At 48.1% G+C, this 18,752-nt stretch carries 15 protein-coding genes; 7 read left to right on the top strand and 8 right to left on the bottom strand.

Annotated features, from left to right (window positions below; translation table 11 throughout):
• Positions 1 to 266 precede the first annotated feature (266 nt).
• Positions 267 to 686 (bottom strand): hypothetical protein, encoded by a 420-nt coding sequence (locus tag ACFSW8_RS17060; RefSeq protein WP_377087797.1) that lies wholly within the window; start codon positions 684 to 686, stop codon positions 267 to 269.
• A gap of 136 nt (positions 687 to 822) precedes the next feature.
• Here ACFSW8_RS17060 and ACFSW8_RS17055 point away from each other — a divergent pair, with 136 nt between their 5' ends.
• The 4 genes from ACFSW8_RS17055 (at position 823) to ACFSW8_RS17040 (ending at position 5,359) form a co-directional block, all read left to right on the top strand.
• On the top strand, positions 823 to 1,581 hold the full coding sequence (locus ACFSW8_RS17055) for a hypothetical protein (RefSeq protein WP_377087798.1): 759 nt from the start codon (positions 823 to 825) through the stop codon (positions 1,579 to 1,581).
• Positions 1,582 to 1,686: 105 nt separating this feature from the next.
• Positions 1,687 to 2,298, top strand: coding sequence for a hypothetical protein (locus ACFSW8_RS17050; RefSeq protein ID WP_377178844.1), 612 nt, complete (start codon positions 1,687 to 1,689; stop codon positions 2,296 to 2,298).
• Positions 2,299 to 2,301: 3 nt separating this feature from the next.
• Positions 2,302 to 3,897, top strand: coding sequence for a hypothetical protein (locus tag ACFSW8_RS17045; RefSeq protein ID WP_377178842.1), 1,596 nt, complete (start codon positions 2,302 to 2,304; stop codon positions 3,895 to 3,897).
• Positions 3,898 to 3,985: 88 nt separating this feature from the next.
• Positions 3,986 to 5,359, top strand: a complete 1,374-nt coding sequence (locus ACFSW8_RS17040) for a hypothetical protein (protein WP_377087801.1) — start codon at positions 3,986 to 3,988, stop codon at positions 5,357 to 5,359.
• A 21-nt stretch (positions 5,360 to 5,380) separates the two neighbouring features.
• On the opposite strand, the gene ACFSW8_RS17035 is transcribed toward ACFSW8_RS17040, so the two are convergent.
• On the bottom strand, positions 5,381 to 7,291 hold the full coding sequence (locus ACFSW8_RS17035) for an amidohydrolase (protein ID WP_377087802.1): 1,911 nt from the start codon (positions 7,289 to 7,291) through the stop codon (positions 5,381 to 5,383).
• A gap of 323 nt (positions 7,292 to 7,614) precedes the next feature.
• Between ACFSW8_RS17035 and ACFSW8_RS17030 the strand changes: the two genes are divergently transcribed.
• The gene (locus tag ACFSW8_RS17030) at positions 7,615 to 8,274 is read left to right on the top strand and encodes an HAD family hydrolase (protein WP_377087805.1); all 660 of its coding nucleotides are present in this window, start codon (positions 7,615 to 7,617) and stop codon (positions 8,272 to 8,274) included.
• A gap of 44 nt (positions 8,275 to 8,318) precedes the next feature.
• On the opposite strand, the gene ACFSW8_RS17025 is transcribed toward ACFSW8_RS17030, so the two are convergent.
• The 6 genes from ACFSW8_RS17025 to dnaK all read right to left on the bottom strand — a co-directional run bounded on the left by ACFSW8_RS17025 (position 8,319) and on the right by dnaK (position 15,030).
• A complete protein-coding gene (locus ACFSW8_RS17025; RefSeq protein WP_377178840.1) occupies positions 8,319 to 8,732 on the bottom strand; it encodes an ASCH domain-containing protein in 414 nt (137 codons plus the stop codon).
• Entirely contained in the window at positions 8,722 to 10,209 is a 1,488-nt protein-coding gene (locus ACFSW8_RS17020) for a hypothetical protein (protein ID WP_377178838.1), read from the bottom strand. The genes ACFSW8_RS17025 and ACFSW8_RS17020 overlap by 11 nt, the downstream gene beginning before the upstream one ends.
• Before the next feature lie 275 nt (positions 10,210 to 10,484).
• Positions 10,485 to 12,143, bottom strand: a complete 1,659-nt coding sequence (gene groL, locus ACFSW8_RS17015) for a chaperonin GroEL (protein ID WP_377087809.1) — start codon at positions 12,141 to 12,143, stop codon at positions 10,485 to 10,487.
• A gap of 143 nt (positions 12,144 to 12,286) precedes the next feature.
• Complete coding sequence (locus tag ACFSW8_RS17010) at positions 12,287 to 12,577, bottom strand: co-chaperone GroES (protein ID WP_377087811.1); 291 nt, start codon at positions 12,575 to 12,577, stop codon at positions 12,287 to 12,289.
• Between the two features lie 102 nt (positions 12,578 to 12,679).
• Positions 12,680 to 13,045 carry a four helix bundle protein gene (locus ACFSW8_RS17005; protein ID WP_377087812.1) on the bottom strand — a complete coding sequence of 122 codons (366 nt, stop codon included), beginning with the start codon at positions 13,043 to 13,045 and terminating at the stop codon, positions 12,680 to 12,682.
• A gap of 65 nt (positions 13,046 to 13,110) precedes the next feature.
• Positions 13,111 to 15,030: a molecular chaperone DnaK gene (gene dnaK / locus ACFSW8_RS17000; protein ID WP_377087814.1), complete on the bottom strand. Its 1,920-nt coding sequence runs from the start codon at positions 15,028 to 15,030 to the stop codon at positions 13,111 to 13,113.
• 548 nt (positions 15,031 to 15,578) lie between these two features.
• Between dnaK and ACFSW8_RS16995 the strand changes: the two genes are divergently transcribed.
• On the top strand, positions 15,579 to 16,268 hold the full coding sequence (locus ACFSW8_RS16995) for a type II secretion system protein (protein ID WP_377087818.1): 690 nt from the start codon (positions 15,579 to 15,581) through the stop codon (positions 16,266 to 16,268).
• Between the two features lie 120 nt (positions 16,269 to 16,388).
• Positions 16,389 to 18,290, top strand: a complete 1,902-nt coding sequence (speA, locus tag ACFSW8_RS16990) for a biosynthetic arginine decarboxylase (RefSeq protein WP_377087819.1) — start codon at positions 16,389 to 16,391, stop codon at positions 18,288 to 18,290.
• Positions 18,291 to 18,752 lie beyond the last annotated feature (462 nt).

Genomic DNA, 18,752 nt, shown 5'->3' with positions numbered 1-18,752 from the left:
ACTCACCTTTGCAAGCTTTTTATTTACTTATTTTCAATCAGTTATGCTTAAGTGAACGCGCATGAACCAATACGGAACTCACCGCAATCAGCACAATCCCGAACATGTTTACTTTCTTGGTAGATCCGCTCATAACAAAAAAATGATTAGCCTACAGACTAAACCATAAGTCGCTAGACTCCAACAAGATATTCAAACAATAAACGCATCAACCTCTTATTACTCACTCAGCCTAACACACAACTAAGCCAACAAGGCAGTACCTACTAACAAACAGAAAGCCCAGGAGCCACCCCCTGTGGACGAAAGCGAGGGATCCTCCCACCAGCCCTCTCAATAATCAAATTCACCACCGTGCAACAATTCCCCCGATCAGGTAAACAATGCAAAAGGCCTGAGTACCGATATCGCCTGTCTACCGATGCCTTCACCGAACGCCCAGCTTCTATCACTAAGGCATCCCACTCAGCATCTCCCATTCCCTCAGGAGCCGGAATCACCACCGCACCACGTGTCGATTCCTTGTCATAGTCCCGCTTCAAGTTCTCTACCACCGCCAGCATCCGCCGCACCTTCGCCCCCGAAAAAGTCACCTTCTCTCCCCCCTCACGCACAATCTCCAGCCACACATGCGTCCCCCTCCCCAAGAAAGATCCAAACGCCTTATGTGACTTCAATACCACCATCTCATCTCAGATGCTCAAACTACGTAATTTATTCCTGAGCAAAAAACACAAGCTCTGATGTATTCCACAAACTTTAACTTCTAGATCACAATCCCCTCGACACTTACAAGCCATTACTTGTAGGTATGATGCTCTTATGCGTTCCACATTTGCTCTTGTCATTACTAGCTTACTCTGTTCGACGGCCCCTATATGTCTGGCTCAAGACTCATTTGACCCCACTGGCCACAACACCGAAGCCCACCTCCCAAAAATCATCCGTACACAGGTTGAATACATCGTCATCCCCACTTCTCTGGCAACCCAGCTCATGTATGGACCTAAGAAAGCCGCAAATGATTCAGCCCTACGCCTGCAACTGCAGAAACTTCTAGATGACAAAAAAGCAACCATGCTCGATTCACAAATGGTCACATGCCGATCAGGTGAAAAAGCTACCACCGAGTCGGTTCGCGAGCTGATTTACCCAACTGAATACGAACCTGCAGAAGTTCCCAAAGAAGTTCACATTGATGGTAAAAATGTCACTGCAGCCAAGGAAAAGCTTATCACTCCACCCACACCAACGGCATTCGAGACTCGAAACATCGGATCAACATTAGAGCTGGAACCAACACTTTCCGATAACGGGATCATTATTGAACTACGCTTCGCCCCAGAAATCACCTACCATGTCGAAGATAACGTCTTGGCTGAGTTTCGCGATGAACGAGGTATTGCTGACATTAAAGTCCCGACCATCTACACTCTCAGAATTAATACTGGGATGACTCTTGAATCCGGCAAGTACCACTTAGCTGCGATGCTCTCCCCCAAGACGGACAAAGGCTTCACCGATAGCTCTAAAAAGGTCTTCGTCTTTGTGAAATCCGACGCTCTCACTGTTAGCCGTTAATCCATTATGCACACGTTTAGATCACTAACAGCCACTCTCTTTCTCACACTAGCTCATAGCCTGTCCGCTCACCAAGATTCACCAAAGGTCATTCGAATCCACACCATGCTCATCGAAATGGAACACAAGGTGTACACTCAAATGATGCGTAAAACCGTTAAGGAAAAGGACTACGATGCTGCTCAGTCACTGGTGGCAAAAGGCCTCGCCAATGTCACTGACGTGAATGCCATCACCATGCGTTCAGGTGAAAAATCCACACTCGAAAGCAACCGCGAAATTATCTACCCTACCGAAGCCTATTCCAAGTGCCATTTACCCAAACAGCCCCCTCAAAACACAACTCCTATTTTGACTCAATCAAGACGCACAACCCCCACTGCCTTCGAAATCCGCAACGTCGGAACAACCCTAGAAGTCGAACCGACTCAGTCCGAAAAACTCAACATTCTCGACCTCCGCCTCTCTTATGAATACGTCTCCCCAGAGTCCTACACACTCTGGAGTGAACGAAAAGATGCTCAAGGAACACATAGCATCACCATGCCGCATTTTCCCTCTCATAGAGTCAATCTAGGAGCCACGCTTTTCAATGGCCAATTTCAACTAACACACACTTTCACTGGCAAAGATAGTGAAGGAAATAAGGACCCTAACAAAAAGATTCTATTTTTTGTGATGGCTGAGACCATACCCGTCCACCAAGACCATAAATAAGCAATGAAATCCCTTTTTCTCTGTGCCTTCTCCATAGGTATGCACTGCGTAACGTCCGCAGCTCCAAAACCTCAAGAAGTTCCAGCCGCAAAATCCCCAATCATTGCAGCACAAGAAGCCAGTACTCAGCTTTGGAAGCTAAAGCAACATTGGTATCAGCACCAGCCTAACTGGGACTACACCCTCCTCCTACCACAGATACGCTACTGGCGTACTTCTAAGAAAAGTTTACACACACTTTTTTCTGCACAACAACGCTCCCTGCTTTTCAACTACCAACAACTTGAAAAATGGGAAAAAGAAGCTGCTCAACTTGTTGAGCAGTATGAATCGCTCAGTCGTAAACAATACCTGGTGAGAGCTGTCGCACTCAGAAATCGTTACCAAAAAATCAATGAGACACTGCCAGCAGAAGCTTCTCTCCCAGCCCAGTTCCCTGTCTCCTTCCGTGGTCTCGTAAACAAACCAAGTACCATTCTTGTCGAAAAAGGCACCTCCCTCACGGAAGCAATCCATTCTATGGGTGGATTGCACAAGCTCGGAATGATGAGTCGCATTGCGGTCTACCGTAATGGCAACCGAAGCGTCTACAACCTAACAGTTCCTAGCCACCCTAAAGTCACTCTCTACCCTTGTGATATGGTGGTGGCACTAGGAAGTGAGTTTCAAGACAGGAACAACCCATCCTTCATTGATGACCCCTTTGTAGAACCAGACATGATAAAAATCGATAGACCTACTAAAGGCTCTTTCTATGTGGAAAAAAGCATGCCTAGCTATTTGAAGGTTAGCGATGTGCACCCTGACTACATCTACGAATTTTGGAATAACGAAAGAATCGCAAGGTATGGACCATATGTTCTCAATACGGCGAACCCCGATGATGCCATCCCTATGATTGGCAGCTACACATCGCCCGCTAGCCACCCTACTCCCCTTGCTAAGAATGTCTATTCGCTCTTTCAAGCTGCAGATTGGAAGCAAGCTGAGACTCTACTTACAAAAAATTATGCCAACCACCCCCCCGAGTGGATAATCCAGAATTGGCGACTCCAGCGACTGCGTAAGCAGGCCATCGAGCTATCTCACTTTCAGCAGTGGTTCGATTTCCTAAAAAACAGCAAATGCGACGCTAGCGATACAGCTCAACTGACCAATCTACTTATTGGTGAAATGCACACTCAAAAGATCCCATTCCCAAAATCACTATCTAGCAAAAAACTTGATTGGTTGCGAGAGGCCCCACTCAACCAACACTTCCCGTCTGACCTGAAAATTGTCGTGTTCAACAGCTCGTGCCTGCCTGGCAGTCACCTCACAGTCACGGACCCACTTCTAATCAGTAGTGACATGACCGAAGCCTCTATCATGTCAGGCCGCCTCTCGATATCCAGCAGTTTCGCTGAAGAATACATGCTACGCTTCGCCATCCCAGGTCGTTACACGCTTAAACTATCTAACAAGCACAAAACCACCTACCAATTGGAAATCTACCTTGATTGGGGGAAGCCATCTCAGAGCATGCAGATGCTCACCATTCAAGCTGACGGAACTGGCGGGATAATCGATGCTGGCTTTATTGATTTCAAAATCAAGTGAAGCCAACTCCTAAGTCTCTTTCTCTCTCCCTCACACTCGAATTCCAAGTCATCCATGTATTCAACTAGCCTACAGAGCAATCTATCCTATGCTAACTAACGACATCTCATACCATTCTCATCGAAACAATGGATTCATATACCCAAACTGGCAGTCGATTTACCAACAACTGCCGAGTTACTATTCCACCGAGGAGAGTCAACGAGTGATCAAAAAGTTTACCATACAGTGGCTTCGAGAAATTAAGATGGCCTTGAAGCCAGGATACCAGATCCACCAATCTGCCAACTTCATTCTGCTTACCAAACTCTCAAAAAGCGAGGCTGAGCACGCGGGTAAATTTGCGGAAGAAGCTCTCACTCTCATCACTTCTCAACTAGAAGGTTTAGCACAGGGTCATGCTCAGGGTAAACATGTCTGCCTCATTTTTGAGGATACTTCAGACTATATCCGCTACACTGAAGCTTTTTATGAAAATGAAGAAATCCCATTGTCTGGCGGTATTTGTATCCATAGTTCAGGCTACGTGCACTTTGCATTCCCTACCTCAGACTACTCATCCTACAAGAGAGTGCTAGCCCATGAGTTGACTCACGCCTGTCTAGCTCATGAAGATATCCCATACTGGCTCAACGAGGCAATTGCGATGCGCATGGAACACGCAACATGTGACACCTCAGCTTCCTCGATGGATCAATTCCTCTATCTACGCCATACTCAGCATTGGAATAGCTTCACCATCCAAAAATTCTGGTCAGGAGAATCTTGGCAAATTGTTGGCGAAGCAAACGAACTAAGCTACAGCCTTGCTGAAATCCTCTGGAGGAAAATCGAAGTCGACCTCGGCGCCACAACCCAAGAACTCGTACACTTTCTCTCAGCCGCAAAATATTTTGATGCCGGAGACTCTGCTTGCCACCAAATTTTCGGAATCAGCCTAAAAGACTTGCTGACAAGCTTCCTCGGACACGGCGATTGGCAACCTAACATAGAGCTCTGGAACAACGGATCAGAGGACGACGGCTGCACTATTGCTGAACTTGAAAATGTCAACTTCGCCCCCATCGAAAATATTAGTAGCGCCCAGTGGCATTACTATTCTACTAGCAGGGGCTCCACTCCCAAAGACAGCCTGACGCGCATCACTGAAATCCTACTTGCTCGACAAGGAAAATTCAGTGATGAAGAAATTGATGACGCTGTCAATGAAGGACTTTGGCAATGGCTCTGTGATGATGACACGCTTTTTTCCATTTCCCCAATCTTCCTAGACCATGTTTTAGATCTGCTTGGGGAAACACATCGCCGTCACCCTCAACTACTCCACTTCATAAAGACATGCAGAGACCTAGGCTCAGCTTCAATTTATCTAAGTTCCCTAGAAATTGCTCAAAATATGGACGGTAAATTACCCATCTACAGGATCGAAGACGTACTAAAAAAATACGGACTCTCTGCTTAATGAAAACCGCACCTTTTCTACTCACTGAACTACTCGAAACGTATCGGCATTCTCAATCGCGTTCAGCATCACGCTCAGACCATGGTTGAAGCAACCATCACCACAAAAGGGCTTCATCTTCGGATACCCATCCAGCTTCAGCAATGGGTCATAAGCCGCATCGCCCGTGCCAAAAAGGAAACCCGTTTTACCATGCTCATGCGGTGTGATACCAAACATCGCTGGACTTGCCATGCTCACTTTGCCTTCACCCTTCTTATACACCGTCACATCCTCTTTTATGGTCTCTAAAATGTGAATGTCCGCCAGCTTGTCCTCGTCGATCTTTAAAGGGTTTTCAGAAAGCACAACAAAATCAGCTAACTTCCCTACCTCAATACTGCCCTTCTGCTTTTCTTCAAAATGCTGCCACGCCGGCCAGATGGTGAGCGCCTTCAAAGCCGTTGCCACATCCACCTTGTGCTGCGGCCCCAATACCTTTCCAGAACGTGTCTTTCGCGTCACCGTCGCCGATAATATACGCATAGAATTCGGCAAGGCCACTGGCGCATCGTGGTGACTACCAAACATCATTCCACGTTCTAACACCCATCCTGTGGGTGATATGTTTGGCGCACGCTCAGGCCCTAACACCGAGTCGCGATGGTAATCCCCCCAGTAGTATGTATGCATCGGGAAAAGCGAGAGAAACACACCTAGTTGCTTTGCCGACTCCACTTGATCCTCACGTAAGACCTGACCATGAATCAACACCGGCCTATTCTGAACCTTAGGATACTTCTTCTGCGCCGCAGTCACCGCCTTGATATATCGGTCTGACGCCGCATCCCCATTCGAATGACATAATATCTGCCAACCGTTCGCAAAGGCCTTCTCCACCGCCTTCATAGTTGTCTCCTCATCGATCGCTGCATACCCCACATACGACTTATCTTGGCCAGCAGGAGGAATGAAATAAGGCTCCGTCAACCACGCCGTCTTCCCCTGCGGTGAACCATCAATCGTCAACTTCACCCCACCTTGACGGTAGCGCTTTTCATAATCCATCGATGGCTGAGGGTTCTTCACTTCTAACACATCTGGATATGCCACCAAATCGATCTTCAGCTTCCCAGCTTGAGAAACCCGTTTCATGGCATCTAAGCCAGAACCAACCGCTCTTCCTTCTTGCGCTGTCGTGTACCCAAAGGATGCCTGCAACCTCGCACCTTCGACCACCAAGGTGTCATTGATTTGCGCGTCAAACGATGCCGCTAACTTCCCTATCAGCATAAAAAAGGCATACTCCTCGCACACTCCATTGGGCTCGTTCGTCCCCTCTTTTCTGCGAAATACTCCCCCCTTCGGGTTCTTCGTCTCCGCATTGATACCAGCTAACTCTAATGCCTTGCTATTCCCCACTCCTAAGTGACCAGACTGATGAATGATCAACACAGGAAACTCAGTCGACACCTTATCCAAATCCTCACGTGTCGGATGACGCTGCTCTGCCAATTGCGAATCATCATACCCAAAACCCGCAATCCATCCAATCTTCTCAACCACCTCCTTGTTGCCCTCAGCCCAACCCTTCAGTAACTTCTGCAAACTCGCTATGTCCTTGCCCGTTCCATCCGGTGGCGGCAACAAGTTCGCAGTCGTCGCCTGCAGGCCAATCATATACGTGTGCCCATGAGAATCTACAAAACCCGGTAACATCGCCTTCCCCCCTAAATTCACCATCCGCGTCTCCTCCCCCTTTTTACTCATCACCTCCGCCTTCTCCCCCACCGCCATAATCTTTCCTCCACGCACCGCTACCGCCTCCACTTCTGGCTGCGCATCATTCACTGTGATAATCGACCCATTGTAATATATACTGTCCGCTTCTTGGCTCAGAGCCTGAAGTGTCCCACCTAACAAAAGTGCAATTGTTGTAACTTTAATTTTCATGATACTGACTGAAAGTTCGACTCATGACACCCTAACGTAATCAGTTAGAATCTGCATCGTAAAACATCACAAACAGACAGAATACTCCCACGCACCGAGAATTCCGCCTCACACAGCCACGCAAAATATGCTTCAGACTCGTTTACCATCTCACCCTCCCAATCAGACATTGATCTAAATAACGCAGCTCCTTTCCGCACAAAATACGCCAATGAACACCCCTTACACCTCCCACATGCTCCAAATTTTTACAACATTCTGGAAGGAAAGCCTGTCGATTTCAGGTTTGATACATCAACCCCTTAAGGCCTAGAACAACAAGCATGCAGCCACAACAAATCAAAAACATTTTCTGGGACGTCGATGGCGTCCTCGCGGACCTCAACTACGCCTACTTCCATTTCCTCACCAAGCACCCTAACTACCGCAACCGCTACGCCGATCTGAAATGGGAGCAACTCCCCGAAGTGCTTCCCATCATTCCTGAATATGGAGCACTAGAACTCAAGACACATCCCGAACTCGGTACGCAGATGGATCAAGACTTCTGCGCAGACCAAGCGTACTTCCGCAACCGCCCACTCTACCCTGGAGTCATCGAAACTCTCAAGCACCTCGACCAGCTAGGCTACCGCCAGTTCACCATGTCGGCAACTTTCGATGTGGAAGCCAAAACCGCCTACCTCAACGACATCCTCGCTCCTGTCACCAACTTCCTCACCATCGAATGCGTCCAACACGGCACCTTCATGCACGACACGGCAAAACAAGATAGCCTCAAAGCTGCCTATCAAAAATACAATCTGAAACCCGACGAAACCATCCTCGTCGACGACCGCATCTATAACCAATACGCCGCCATCGAATCAGGAGCTCACCCCGTCCGCCTACGCTGCCCATTCACCTCCGACCTCCCAGAAGACCTCACTTGGATCCCAGAATTTAAGAATATCCAAGAAGTAGCCGACTGGCTCACAGCCTAATCCTGGCCACTGATGCAGGTGAAAAAGGTAATCACCATCATGAGTTACACTCTAGCTGCCATTAAATCGCTGATTGTGTGTGCTTCCACATAACAAAAAGACTGAGGAGGTTTCATCGATTCACCAATCGCATTCAATCTCAGAGGCTCCTCTAATTCGACAATATTGGATAACTTTAAAGCGTTAGCAATATTTCTACCCGTAAAATAACTGTCGTAAAATACCTTCCCTATACCAGCTCCTGATTTAGTTAACCGCCATGTATTAGACGGGGATTCCGATATGATCTCCTCAATGCGAGCAATAGCTACTACTCGACTGACAGGCGCAGTTGAATAGATCACAACATGAGACACTTCCTCTTTTGGGATCACGCGCCTATACTCAAAAAATTTAGAACCATTCAGTATGTTCTTTACATGAGTTGGGTGAATAGAAAGTAAGATGCTACGTTTCACTGGAAAGGCTAGGAATTAGAGAATGATATGCTACGTCAGCTATTTCTGAAATGGACTGAGATGGTGTTACCCCCATTTGTTTCATGCTTTCTACTGTAACTTCTGGAATGATTCGCATCATTCTAAACAAAATCACCAAGCACGGACGCTCAACCATTCTTGCGAGTTCGCCCATGTTATACACAGTTCTCTTCGAAACTAAATTAATTAATTCATCTAAACTTTCTACTCGCACTGCCTTCTCTATAACTCCAATAACCTGTATGGATCGCCTATCATCCGACCTATAAAAGCAGACAATGTCTCCAGACCTCATGCGCTTAATGTTGGAATGGCAAATGTATGCCTTCTTAATTGTATTGCCTTCACTAGATGGAATAGCCTTAATTGCATCAAACATTGGCTCCCCCCCATAAGTCTCATTGCTCAAATCTGGAAATAATCTCTCATGATATTTGGGCATAATAGGTACCAAAAACTTTCTTATTGAGATATCATCTACACAATAGGGATGAAACTCTATCGAATAGTCCAATGGCGGGATCTCGCCCTGTTCCACAGGAGCACGCATCGACTTAACTAAAACGGTATCCCCATTGTAAGATCCGTAGAGCTTAAAACCAAACTCTAGGCACAAATCAATTAAACGTGAATGCGCTTCAGCATTTGTATGGAGATAAACCCACGACAAGTTGTGGTGTACAGCATACTCAAAAGCTGTATATAAAAACCTTTCACCAACTTTTCTCCCCCTGACTTTTTCTCCTACTCTGAAAGTACATAATTTTAAAATATCCCCCTCAAGAATAGGCTTATTCTCAGCCACTTTTTCATTTTTCTCATGCTTAAATAAACAGATAGCTCTAGGCTGAATTCCATCACAAACAGCCCACAACTGTCTCTGCCCACGGCTGCATTTTTCAATCCACCAGTTGTCAAAGCCGCTATAACTTTCCCGTAGCGAATCAAAGAAACCATCAGCTACATTGAACTCATGTGCATACTTTAGCTCTATACCAATAGGGGAGGAAAGAGGGGTTGATCGTAAATTATTTAAATGAACGATGATCTCGCGTATACAAAACACAGCTTCCCCCATGCCACTTGCATTGGCTTTACGCCGCATCCCTTTGTCTTCAGTGACCAAAAAGCTGACAGCGCCTCTTAACAGACATGCTAGTAATAAATTATCTACTACATCATTTCTGTTAATTTCACGCCATCCGTGGTGATGTTTCTCTTCTAGCGTGAGAATCGGAGGGTTTTGAACTCTCGTATATCTCTGCATCCTACTAAGTAGGTGCTCTCTTCGTTCTACATTCTTATCTTGTTCAACATCACTTTGCTGACTGGGATGAACGCATATCGAGATGCCTAATTCATCGCATAAACGTGCTAACTCGGCTAAATCAGCCGACAATAAGCGGTTAGCCTCTTCTAGAGGGATTAAGACATTAGTGTCAATTAATAGCTGCATAAACTACTGACAGTAGAGTTCATTAGCTGCTTTCAGCAGCAAACTAATCACACACAAGAATCTAACACTCTACGTATTCATGCCAACTACTAACTCAAGTATTACTCGTCATTTTCAATAAGTAGGTTTACGAATTTATGACCTCATAAAAAAGCCGACCACGCATCTAACGTGATCGGCTTTTAAATTTGCTTGGCCTCTGCGTTAGCGTTCCATCATCCAGCTTCTGAAAACTGGCAACTGAAAACTGCTAACTTCGGAGCGCAGCGACGTGATTACATCATGCCGCCCATGCCACCCATGCCGCCCATGCCGTGGTCGTGACCACCAGCTGCTGCAACTTCAGGCTCTGGAATGTCTGTAACAAGACACTCAGTGGTGAGAAGAAGTCCAGCAATGGAGCATGCGTGTTGAAGTGCAGAGCGTGTCACCTTAGTTGGATCCACAACACCTGCTTCGATTAGGTCTACGTACTCACCTGTAGCAACATTGTATCCTGTGTTGCCGTCTGCTTCACGTACCTTGTCAACGATGAGTGCACCCTCGAGACCAGCGTTTGCAGCAAGCTGACGAAGTGGAGATTCCACTGCACGAGCAACAATACCCATACCTGTCTTCTCGTCTTCGTTGATCGCTGCATCACAGCAGTTCTCAGCACAGCACTGAGCAAGCGCACGAATAAGAGCAGTACCACCACCTGGAACGATACCTTCCTCCACAGCAGCACGTGTCGCGTGAAGCGCATCATCTACGCGATCCTTCTTCTCTTTCATCTCAGTCTCAGTAGCAGCACCTACGTTGATCACTGCCACTCCACCTGCAAGCTTAGCAAGACGCTCTTGGAGCTTCTCGCGGTCATAATCAGAAGTCGTGTCTTCGATCTGCTTACGAATCTGACCTACACGGCCAGAGATGTCATCAGAGGAACCTTCACCTTCGACGATAGTCGTGCTGTCCTTGGCGATCGTGATGCGCTTCGCTGAACCAAGATCATCAAGCTCAACGGACTCAAGCTTAATACCAAGCTCTTCAGTGATGACCTTACCACCTGTGAGGATAGCGATGTCCTCGAGCATTGCCTTACGACGGTCACCGAATCCAGGTGCTTTCACAGCAGCGATGTTCAATGTACCACGAAGCTTGTTCACTACGAGTGTTGCAAGTGCTTCACCTTCTACGTCCTCAGCAATGATGAGAAGCGGACGGCCAGTCTTCGCTGCCTTCTCAAGCAATGGAAGCATGTCCTTAAGGTTAGAGATCTTCTTCTCGTGGATGAGAATGAGCGCGTTGTCGATGTTGCACTCCATGCTCTCAGGATTGTTTACGAAGTAAGGGGAAAGGTATCCCTTGTCGAACTGCATACCTTCAACCACATCGAGAGTCGTTTCGATTCCCTTTGCTTCCTCTACTGTGATGGTGCCGTCTTTGCCGACTTTATCCATTGCTTCCGCAATGATGTTACCAATCTCAGTGTCCCAGTTTGCAGAAACTGTTGCCACCTGTGCCACTTCCTTAGAGTCAGAAACTGGCTTGGAGATTTCTTGAAGCTTTCCAACAATCGCCTCAGACGCCTTGAGAATACCACGCTGAAGGTTGATTGGGTTCGCTCCAGCAGTCACGTTGCGAAGACCTTCTTTGTAGATTGCCTCTGCAAGTACTGTCGCGGTAGTCGTACCATCACCTGCTACGTCATTCGTCTTGGATGACACCTCACGAATGAGCTGTGCTCCCATGTTCTCATATGCGTCCTCAAGCTCGATTTCCTTAGCCACTGTCACACCATCTTTGGTGATCGTTGGGGATCCGAACTTCTTGTCGAGAATCACATTGCGACCCGCAGGTCCTAAAGTTGCCTTCACTGCCTTTGCAAGCTTCTCCACACCGCGGAGAAGTGATTGGCGTGCCTTTTCGTCAAATTCTAATTGCTTAGCCATAGTTTTATAAATTGATATTGAATGATGATAAAATGGAAATGAGTGCTTAGCGTGATTCGTTAGATTGGCTTAGAAAGCTGCTGGCGCGACAACGCCACTAACTCAACCAATGACTCTCGACCCATAACCATTGACCGACATTATTAACCAATAATGCCGAGAATGTCAGACTCTGACATGATGAGGTAATCATCACCGTCAGACTTCACGTCAGTACCGCCGTACTTAGAAATAAGCACTTTGTCGTTTACTGATACTGCAAATTCAAAGTCGGAACCGTCTTCGTTTTTGCCACCGGTACCAAGAGCTACAACAATAGCTTCCTGTGGTTTTTCCTGAGCGGAGTCTACGAGAACGATGCCTCCTGCGGATACTGTTTCAGTCTCGACACGCTTCAAAAGCACGCGCTGACCAAGTGGTTTGATGTTAGCCATATCTTGTTGGTTTCTTTTTGTTTGTTTGATTAAAGTTTAGATTGCTACTTAACGTAGCGGAGATTTCTCTCAGCCAAATGTCATTGGTCAAGAGTCATGAGCTTACAATTCGGAGCCGATAGATTTAATGTAAGTATTGAGGCGTTTTTTGAGCCGCTCTAATTGAGAATAAAGCTCTCTGCCTTTCTCAGCTTCTATCAAGTTTCTGTGCACTGCTTTTTCTATCCAAGTTTGTGTCTCTAACAGACTTCCTCTGGAGTAGTAGCAGAACTTTTGATTCTCTTTATAATGATACCTTCCGTACCCTTCTGAAATATTTGCAGCGATCGAATCCACGCTACGGGTGAGCTGTTTGCCAAGAGCGTCTTTTTCAAAATAGCCCCACTTCGAAACCAATAACCAGATTTCCTCGCCTAGGCTCATCGCCTCGCGATAAATTTCTAAATCATTGATCGAGTGGAAACTCATTTTCTGAAAAGAAGTTGGGATCACGAGCCTCTTGACTCATGACCCCTGACTCTTATCCGCGAAGCTTAGTCTTCAACAACCTCCGCATCTACAACCTTGCCCTTCGCTGCCTTAGGCTCAGATGATTCTTCCTGAGCAGGTGCAGCACCCGGCATAGGACCTGCAGCACCAGCTCCACCTGCCGCTTGAGCAGCTTGTGCAAGTTGTTGCAGCATTGCCTCAAGCTCAGCTTTAGCAGACTTAATCTTCTCAAGGTCGTCTTCTTTGAGCGCTTCTTTCACTGCGTCCACCTTGCTTTGAATCTCAGTCTTGAGCTCAGCGGGTGCTTGGTCGCCCATTTCTTCGATCTGCTTTTCAACTTGGTGAACCATGCTGTCCGCCTCGTTCTTTGTCTGAATCGCTTCAGCGCGCTTCGCATCTTCCTCAGCGTGCTCTTCAGCTTCACGCTTAGCCTTCTCGATTTCTTCCTCAGAAAGACCACTGGAACCTTCAATGGAGATCTTGTTCTCCTTGCCAGTCTTCTTATCCTTTGCTGAGACGTGGAGAATGCCGTTCGCATCAATGTCGAATGTCACTTCGATTTGTGGCACGCCACGTGGCGCGGGCTCAATGTCACCAAGGTGGAAGTTACCAAGGATCTTGTTGTCAGCAAACATCTTGCGCTCACCTTGACAGATGCGAATGTCCACACCTGGCTGGTTATCAGCAGCTGTAGAGAAAACCTGTGACTTCTTCGCCGGGATCGTTGTGTTGCGCTCAATCATCGGTGTAGCAATCTGACCCGCAGTCTCAATAGAAAGCGTCAATGGAGCCACATCCAACAAGAGAACGTCCTGAACGTCACCTTGAAGAACACCACCCTGAATACCTGCACCAATCGCTACTACCTCATCTGGGTTCACTCCCTGGTTTGGCTTCTTGCCGGCAAGTGCCTCTGCAGTCTCTACCACCTTCGGCATACGTGTCATGCCACCCACGAGTACCAATTCATCAATCTCGCTCGCAGAAACTCCTGCTTCCTTGAGACAGTCGAGTACTGGCTTCTTCGTGCGCTCAAATAAACTGTCAGTGAGTTGCTCAAGCTTCGCACGTGTAAGTGTCTGCTGAATGTGCTTCGGTCCAGTCTCATCCATGGTGATGAATGGAAGACTGAGGTCGTATGTCTGTGCAGATGAAAGCGCAATCTTCGCCTTCTCTGCCTCTTCCTTAATGCGCTGAAGCGCATCAGCCTGCTTGCCGAGATCAATGCCTGAGTCATTCTTAAACTCATCTACGATCCACTTGATGATCGTATTATCCCAGTCATCACCACCGAGCTGAGTGTCACCGTCAGTCGCAAGCACCTCAAAGACACCATCGTCAATGTCGAGTACTGAGATATCGAAGGTACCACCACCAAGGTCGTACACGGCCACTTTCTCCTCACTCTTCTTATCAATACCGTAAGCAAGCGCTGCTGCTGTAGGCTCGTTGATGATACGACGCACTTTCAAACCTGCAATCTCACCCGCCGCCTTCGTAGCCGAACGCTGTGAGTCATTGAAGTACGCCGGTACCGTGATCACTGCTTCTGTGATAGTCTCACCTAATTTGGTCTCAGCATCAGACTTGAGCTTGCCAAGCACCATCGCCGCGATCTCCTGAGGTGAGTAAACCTTTGCTTCACCTTCCACTTCCACCTGAATGTGGGCATCTCCATTGTCTGCCTTCACCACTTCATAAGGCATCGCCTTATCCGCTTCCGTAAGCTCGTCATACTTGCGACCAATGAATCGCTTCGCCGAGAAAATGGTATTTTTTGGGTTCGTCACTGCCTGACGCTTCGCTGCCTGACCGACGAGACGCTCGCCTGATTTCGTGAACGCCACAATCGAAGGTGTGGTACGTGCACCTTCAGAGTTCTCAAGAACGGTAGCTTCACCACCGTCCATCACTGCCATACATGAGTTGGTTGTACCTAAGTCAATTCCTAGAATTTTAGCCATAATGATAAATGTTGTTGTTGATCTGTGTGTGCCACCCCTTCTTGCGGTAACACATTTCCTTGCCCTTTCCTCTGCAATCTCCGTGCCACATCGTGTAATCCATTGATTTATCAACAAATAACCTCATTCACACCTCTCAGAAGCTCTGCCATTTGAGCCAATCTGTCACGCAAACACCCTACCCATCAGGCCAACTTGTCACAGCTGCGACAAAGCTGCAGCACACCCAAAAATCCCCCATCCCCATCCTACCAAAACACCCCACCTAACAGACTCATAAGTACATTGTACACACGCATTTATACCGATCTGTCGCCTCCATGAACAGACGATTATTTTGATCACATAAAAAGCACACTAGAAGTGATCTTTTCCCTTGCCAGAGTATAGTCGCTGGCTAAGTTTGCTTATCAGACCTGTCGTTTTGGCATCGTTTGATTCCATATATACCATACCCGCGCAGCCTTCGGGCACCATACCGGCGCACTCCATAACGGGCCGAGATATTGGTATCTCTGGCCGCCAAAAAACCAAAAAAACACGAAATTATGAAAATTAAGCACAAACACCATCTACGTAAGGGTTTCTCCCTCGTGGAACTCCTCGTGGTGATCGCCATCATCGCGGGTCTCGCAGCCGTATCATACGGCCCGATCATCAAGCAGATGAAGGCAGCGGAAAAGAACAACGCTATCACCGCAGCGCGTAACATCTATACTGCAATGCAGAGTTATGCCAACGATAACGACGGTCTCTTCCCGAACGAAAGCACCGCTCGCTCAGGCGAAAACGGTTCAACAGCTGAAGGCTGCTTCACCATGCTCATCAATGCTGGTAAGATCGATAACGAAGAGATCTTCTGGAACACTGCAAACAACTCCATCGGTACCACAGCTGCTGCGAAGCCTGACCTCAACGGTGAAGTCGACCCAGGGGAAAATGCCTGGGGCTACGTTTCAGGCCTCTCCACCTCTTCACGTACCAACCTTCCATTGCTCTTCGATGCTTCCACAGATATTGGAACATTCGACACAGGCGTGTGGGACGGCTTCGCAATCGTTGCCAAACTCGACTCCTCTGTAGAAGCGCTCCGCATCGACTACACAGGCGCTCCGCTTAACGAAGACGGTACATCTAAGCAAGGTGCAATCCTTGAAAAACGTGGTGGTTCTAATGTGGACATCTTCCAAGAAGGCCTCCCTGCTGGTACTACTGTGATCCCAGCCAACGGCAACTAATCGCCACCTCTAGTTACTTAATCAAAACCGAAGAGCTTCATCGCTCTTCGGTTTTTTTGTGCCCACTCCCCACAAAATTATCTGGATTTTCCACACCACTTTTCTACAGATCCGAGCACTATGAACACATGGTCAATCGATGACGCTCGCGAACTCTATGGCATCCAACGCTGGGGTAACGGATACTTCGATATCAACTCCGATGGCGAAGCTGCCGTCCTCCTGCGTGATGGCGAAAAATCCGTCTCCGTATCGCTGCAAAAAATCATCGATGGCCTACGCGAAAGAGGCTCAGCCATGCCACAACTCCTACGCTTTCGCGACCTCCTCGACCGACGCATTGAACACCTCAACGAATCCTTCCTCAGTGCCATCAAAGCCACCAAATACCGCGGCAACTACCAGGGTGTCTACCCCATCAAGGTCAACCAACAGCAACAAGTCATCGAGGAAATCACCGACTTCGGAAAAAAATACCACTATGGTCTAGAGGCAGGCTCAAAACCTGAGCTCATCGCTGCTCTCGCCTACATGCATGACCCGAATGCCTTCCTCATTTGCAATGGCTACAAAGACACCGAGTTCATCGACCTCGCCCTGCGTGCCACCCAAATGGGCCTGCGCGTCATCCTCGTGCTTGAAATGCCCGGAGAACTCCCAGCCATCATCGAGCGCTCAAACACACTCGGTATTCGCCCAGAACTCGGTATCCGCTTCAGACTTTCCACCAAATCTGAAGGTCATTGGGCTGAGTCTGGCGGCGACCGCTCCGTCTTTGGCCTCAATTCCTCCCAACTCATCGACGCCGTCGACCTTCTCAAGGACGCTGGCTTCCTCGACTGCCTCAAGTTGTTCCACTACCACCAAGGTTCCCAACTCCCCAATATCCGCGCGATTCGCGAGGCAGCCACCGAAGCCGTGCGCGTCTTCGTCAACCTCGCTCAAGAAGGCGCTCCCATGGAAATCCTCGATATGGGAGGTGGCCTCGCCGTCGATTACGACGGCACCCATTCCAATGCCGCTTCCTCTTGTAACTATAGCCTCACCGAGTACGCCTCAAACCTCATCGAAGTCGTCCAACACCATTGCGATGCCGCCCAGCTCCCTCACCCCACACTCGTCACCGAATCTGGCCGAGCTGTCGTCGCACATTACTCAGTACTCGTCTTTAATATCCTCGACGTCACCCGCTTCTCCCACCCCGACTGCCCAGAACCACCCTCCCCCGAATGCCATGAAATGGTGCACAACCTCTGGGATATCCGCAATCGTATCCAACCCAACAACCTCCAAGTGTGCTTCAATGACGCCCTCTTCTACCGCGACCAAGTCCGCGACCTCTTCCGCCATGGCGTCATCAACCTACGCGAACGCTCACTCGCTGAAAAAATCTACTGGCACCTCTGTACCCAAATTGCCGAACAAACCCAAAAACTCGACCACGTCCCCGATGATCTCCAAACCCTTGAGTCGAATTTAATCGACTTCTATTACGCCAACTTCTCCGTCTTCCAGTCCCTCCCCGACTCCTGGGCCATCCAGCAACTCTTCCCCATCATGCCCATCCATCGACTGGATACCGAACCCACCCAACGCGCCATCCTCGCAGATATCACCTGCGACTGTGATGGCAAAGTCGACCGCTTCATCCACCGCGATACCATATCTACCTTCCTCCAAGTCCACGAAAAACTTCCCGGTGAAGAATACAACATCGCCGCCTTCCTCGTTGGGGCCTACCAAGAAACCCTCGGTGACCTCCATAACCTCCTCGGTGACCCACACGTCGTCTCCGTTGGACTCGAAGATGGTGAACTCACCTATACCCACGAAGTAGAAGGCGACAGCGTCGCTGATGTCCTGTCTTACGTCGAATACGACCCGCGCGAACTCGAAAAACGATTCCGAAGCTTTGCTGAACGCGCCGTGCGTAAAGGAACCATCAGCGCCTCCCAACGCAAATCAATCATGCAGGCCTACAAAACAGGCCTCAATGGCTACACCTACTACGAGGATGAATAATACCATTGAGCGAAACGGAATGGACGAATGGTCGGAATGAGCTTGCAGAATATCAAGGCGGAGTGAAGGCCTCCCGCACGCGCGGGACAACTGAATGACAACGATGACATTCTGTAAGATAATCCGATTTACTCTAATACCAATGAGTAAAAGTTTCTGGTAGTATTTTCGAGCTGATTTTGCCGTTTCTCAAGGAATGAGAAAGAAGTGGTGCGTGCACCATGACTGACGAATGACGCAGAGAAAAGGCAAAAGCAGCCGAAACTCCTAAACGATGGCGTAGCCCAATCCGTAACCTAACAATCATAAATACTACCAGAAAATGTTGTGAGTTGGTATAAAATCGCGAAGCGCAAACTTCACAAGACTCAACCACACTCCATTCGTCTATTCCGAGTCGAGAGATGGTATAAAGCCATCTTCCTCTATAGCCCCCCCCCAAAAAAAAACGCGGCCCACTTC

It is taken from the genome of Rubritalea tangerina (genome assembly GCF_042683245.1).
Classification (GTDB): Bacteria; Verrucomicrobiota; Verrucomicrobiia; order Verrucomicrobiales; family Akkermansiaceae; genus Rubritalea; species Rubritalea tangerina.
The sequence above is the reverse complement of the archived record's forward strand: the minus strand, read 5'-3'. Positions and strand labels throughout refer to the sequence as shown.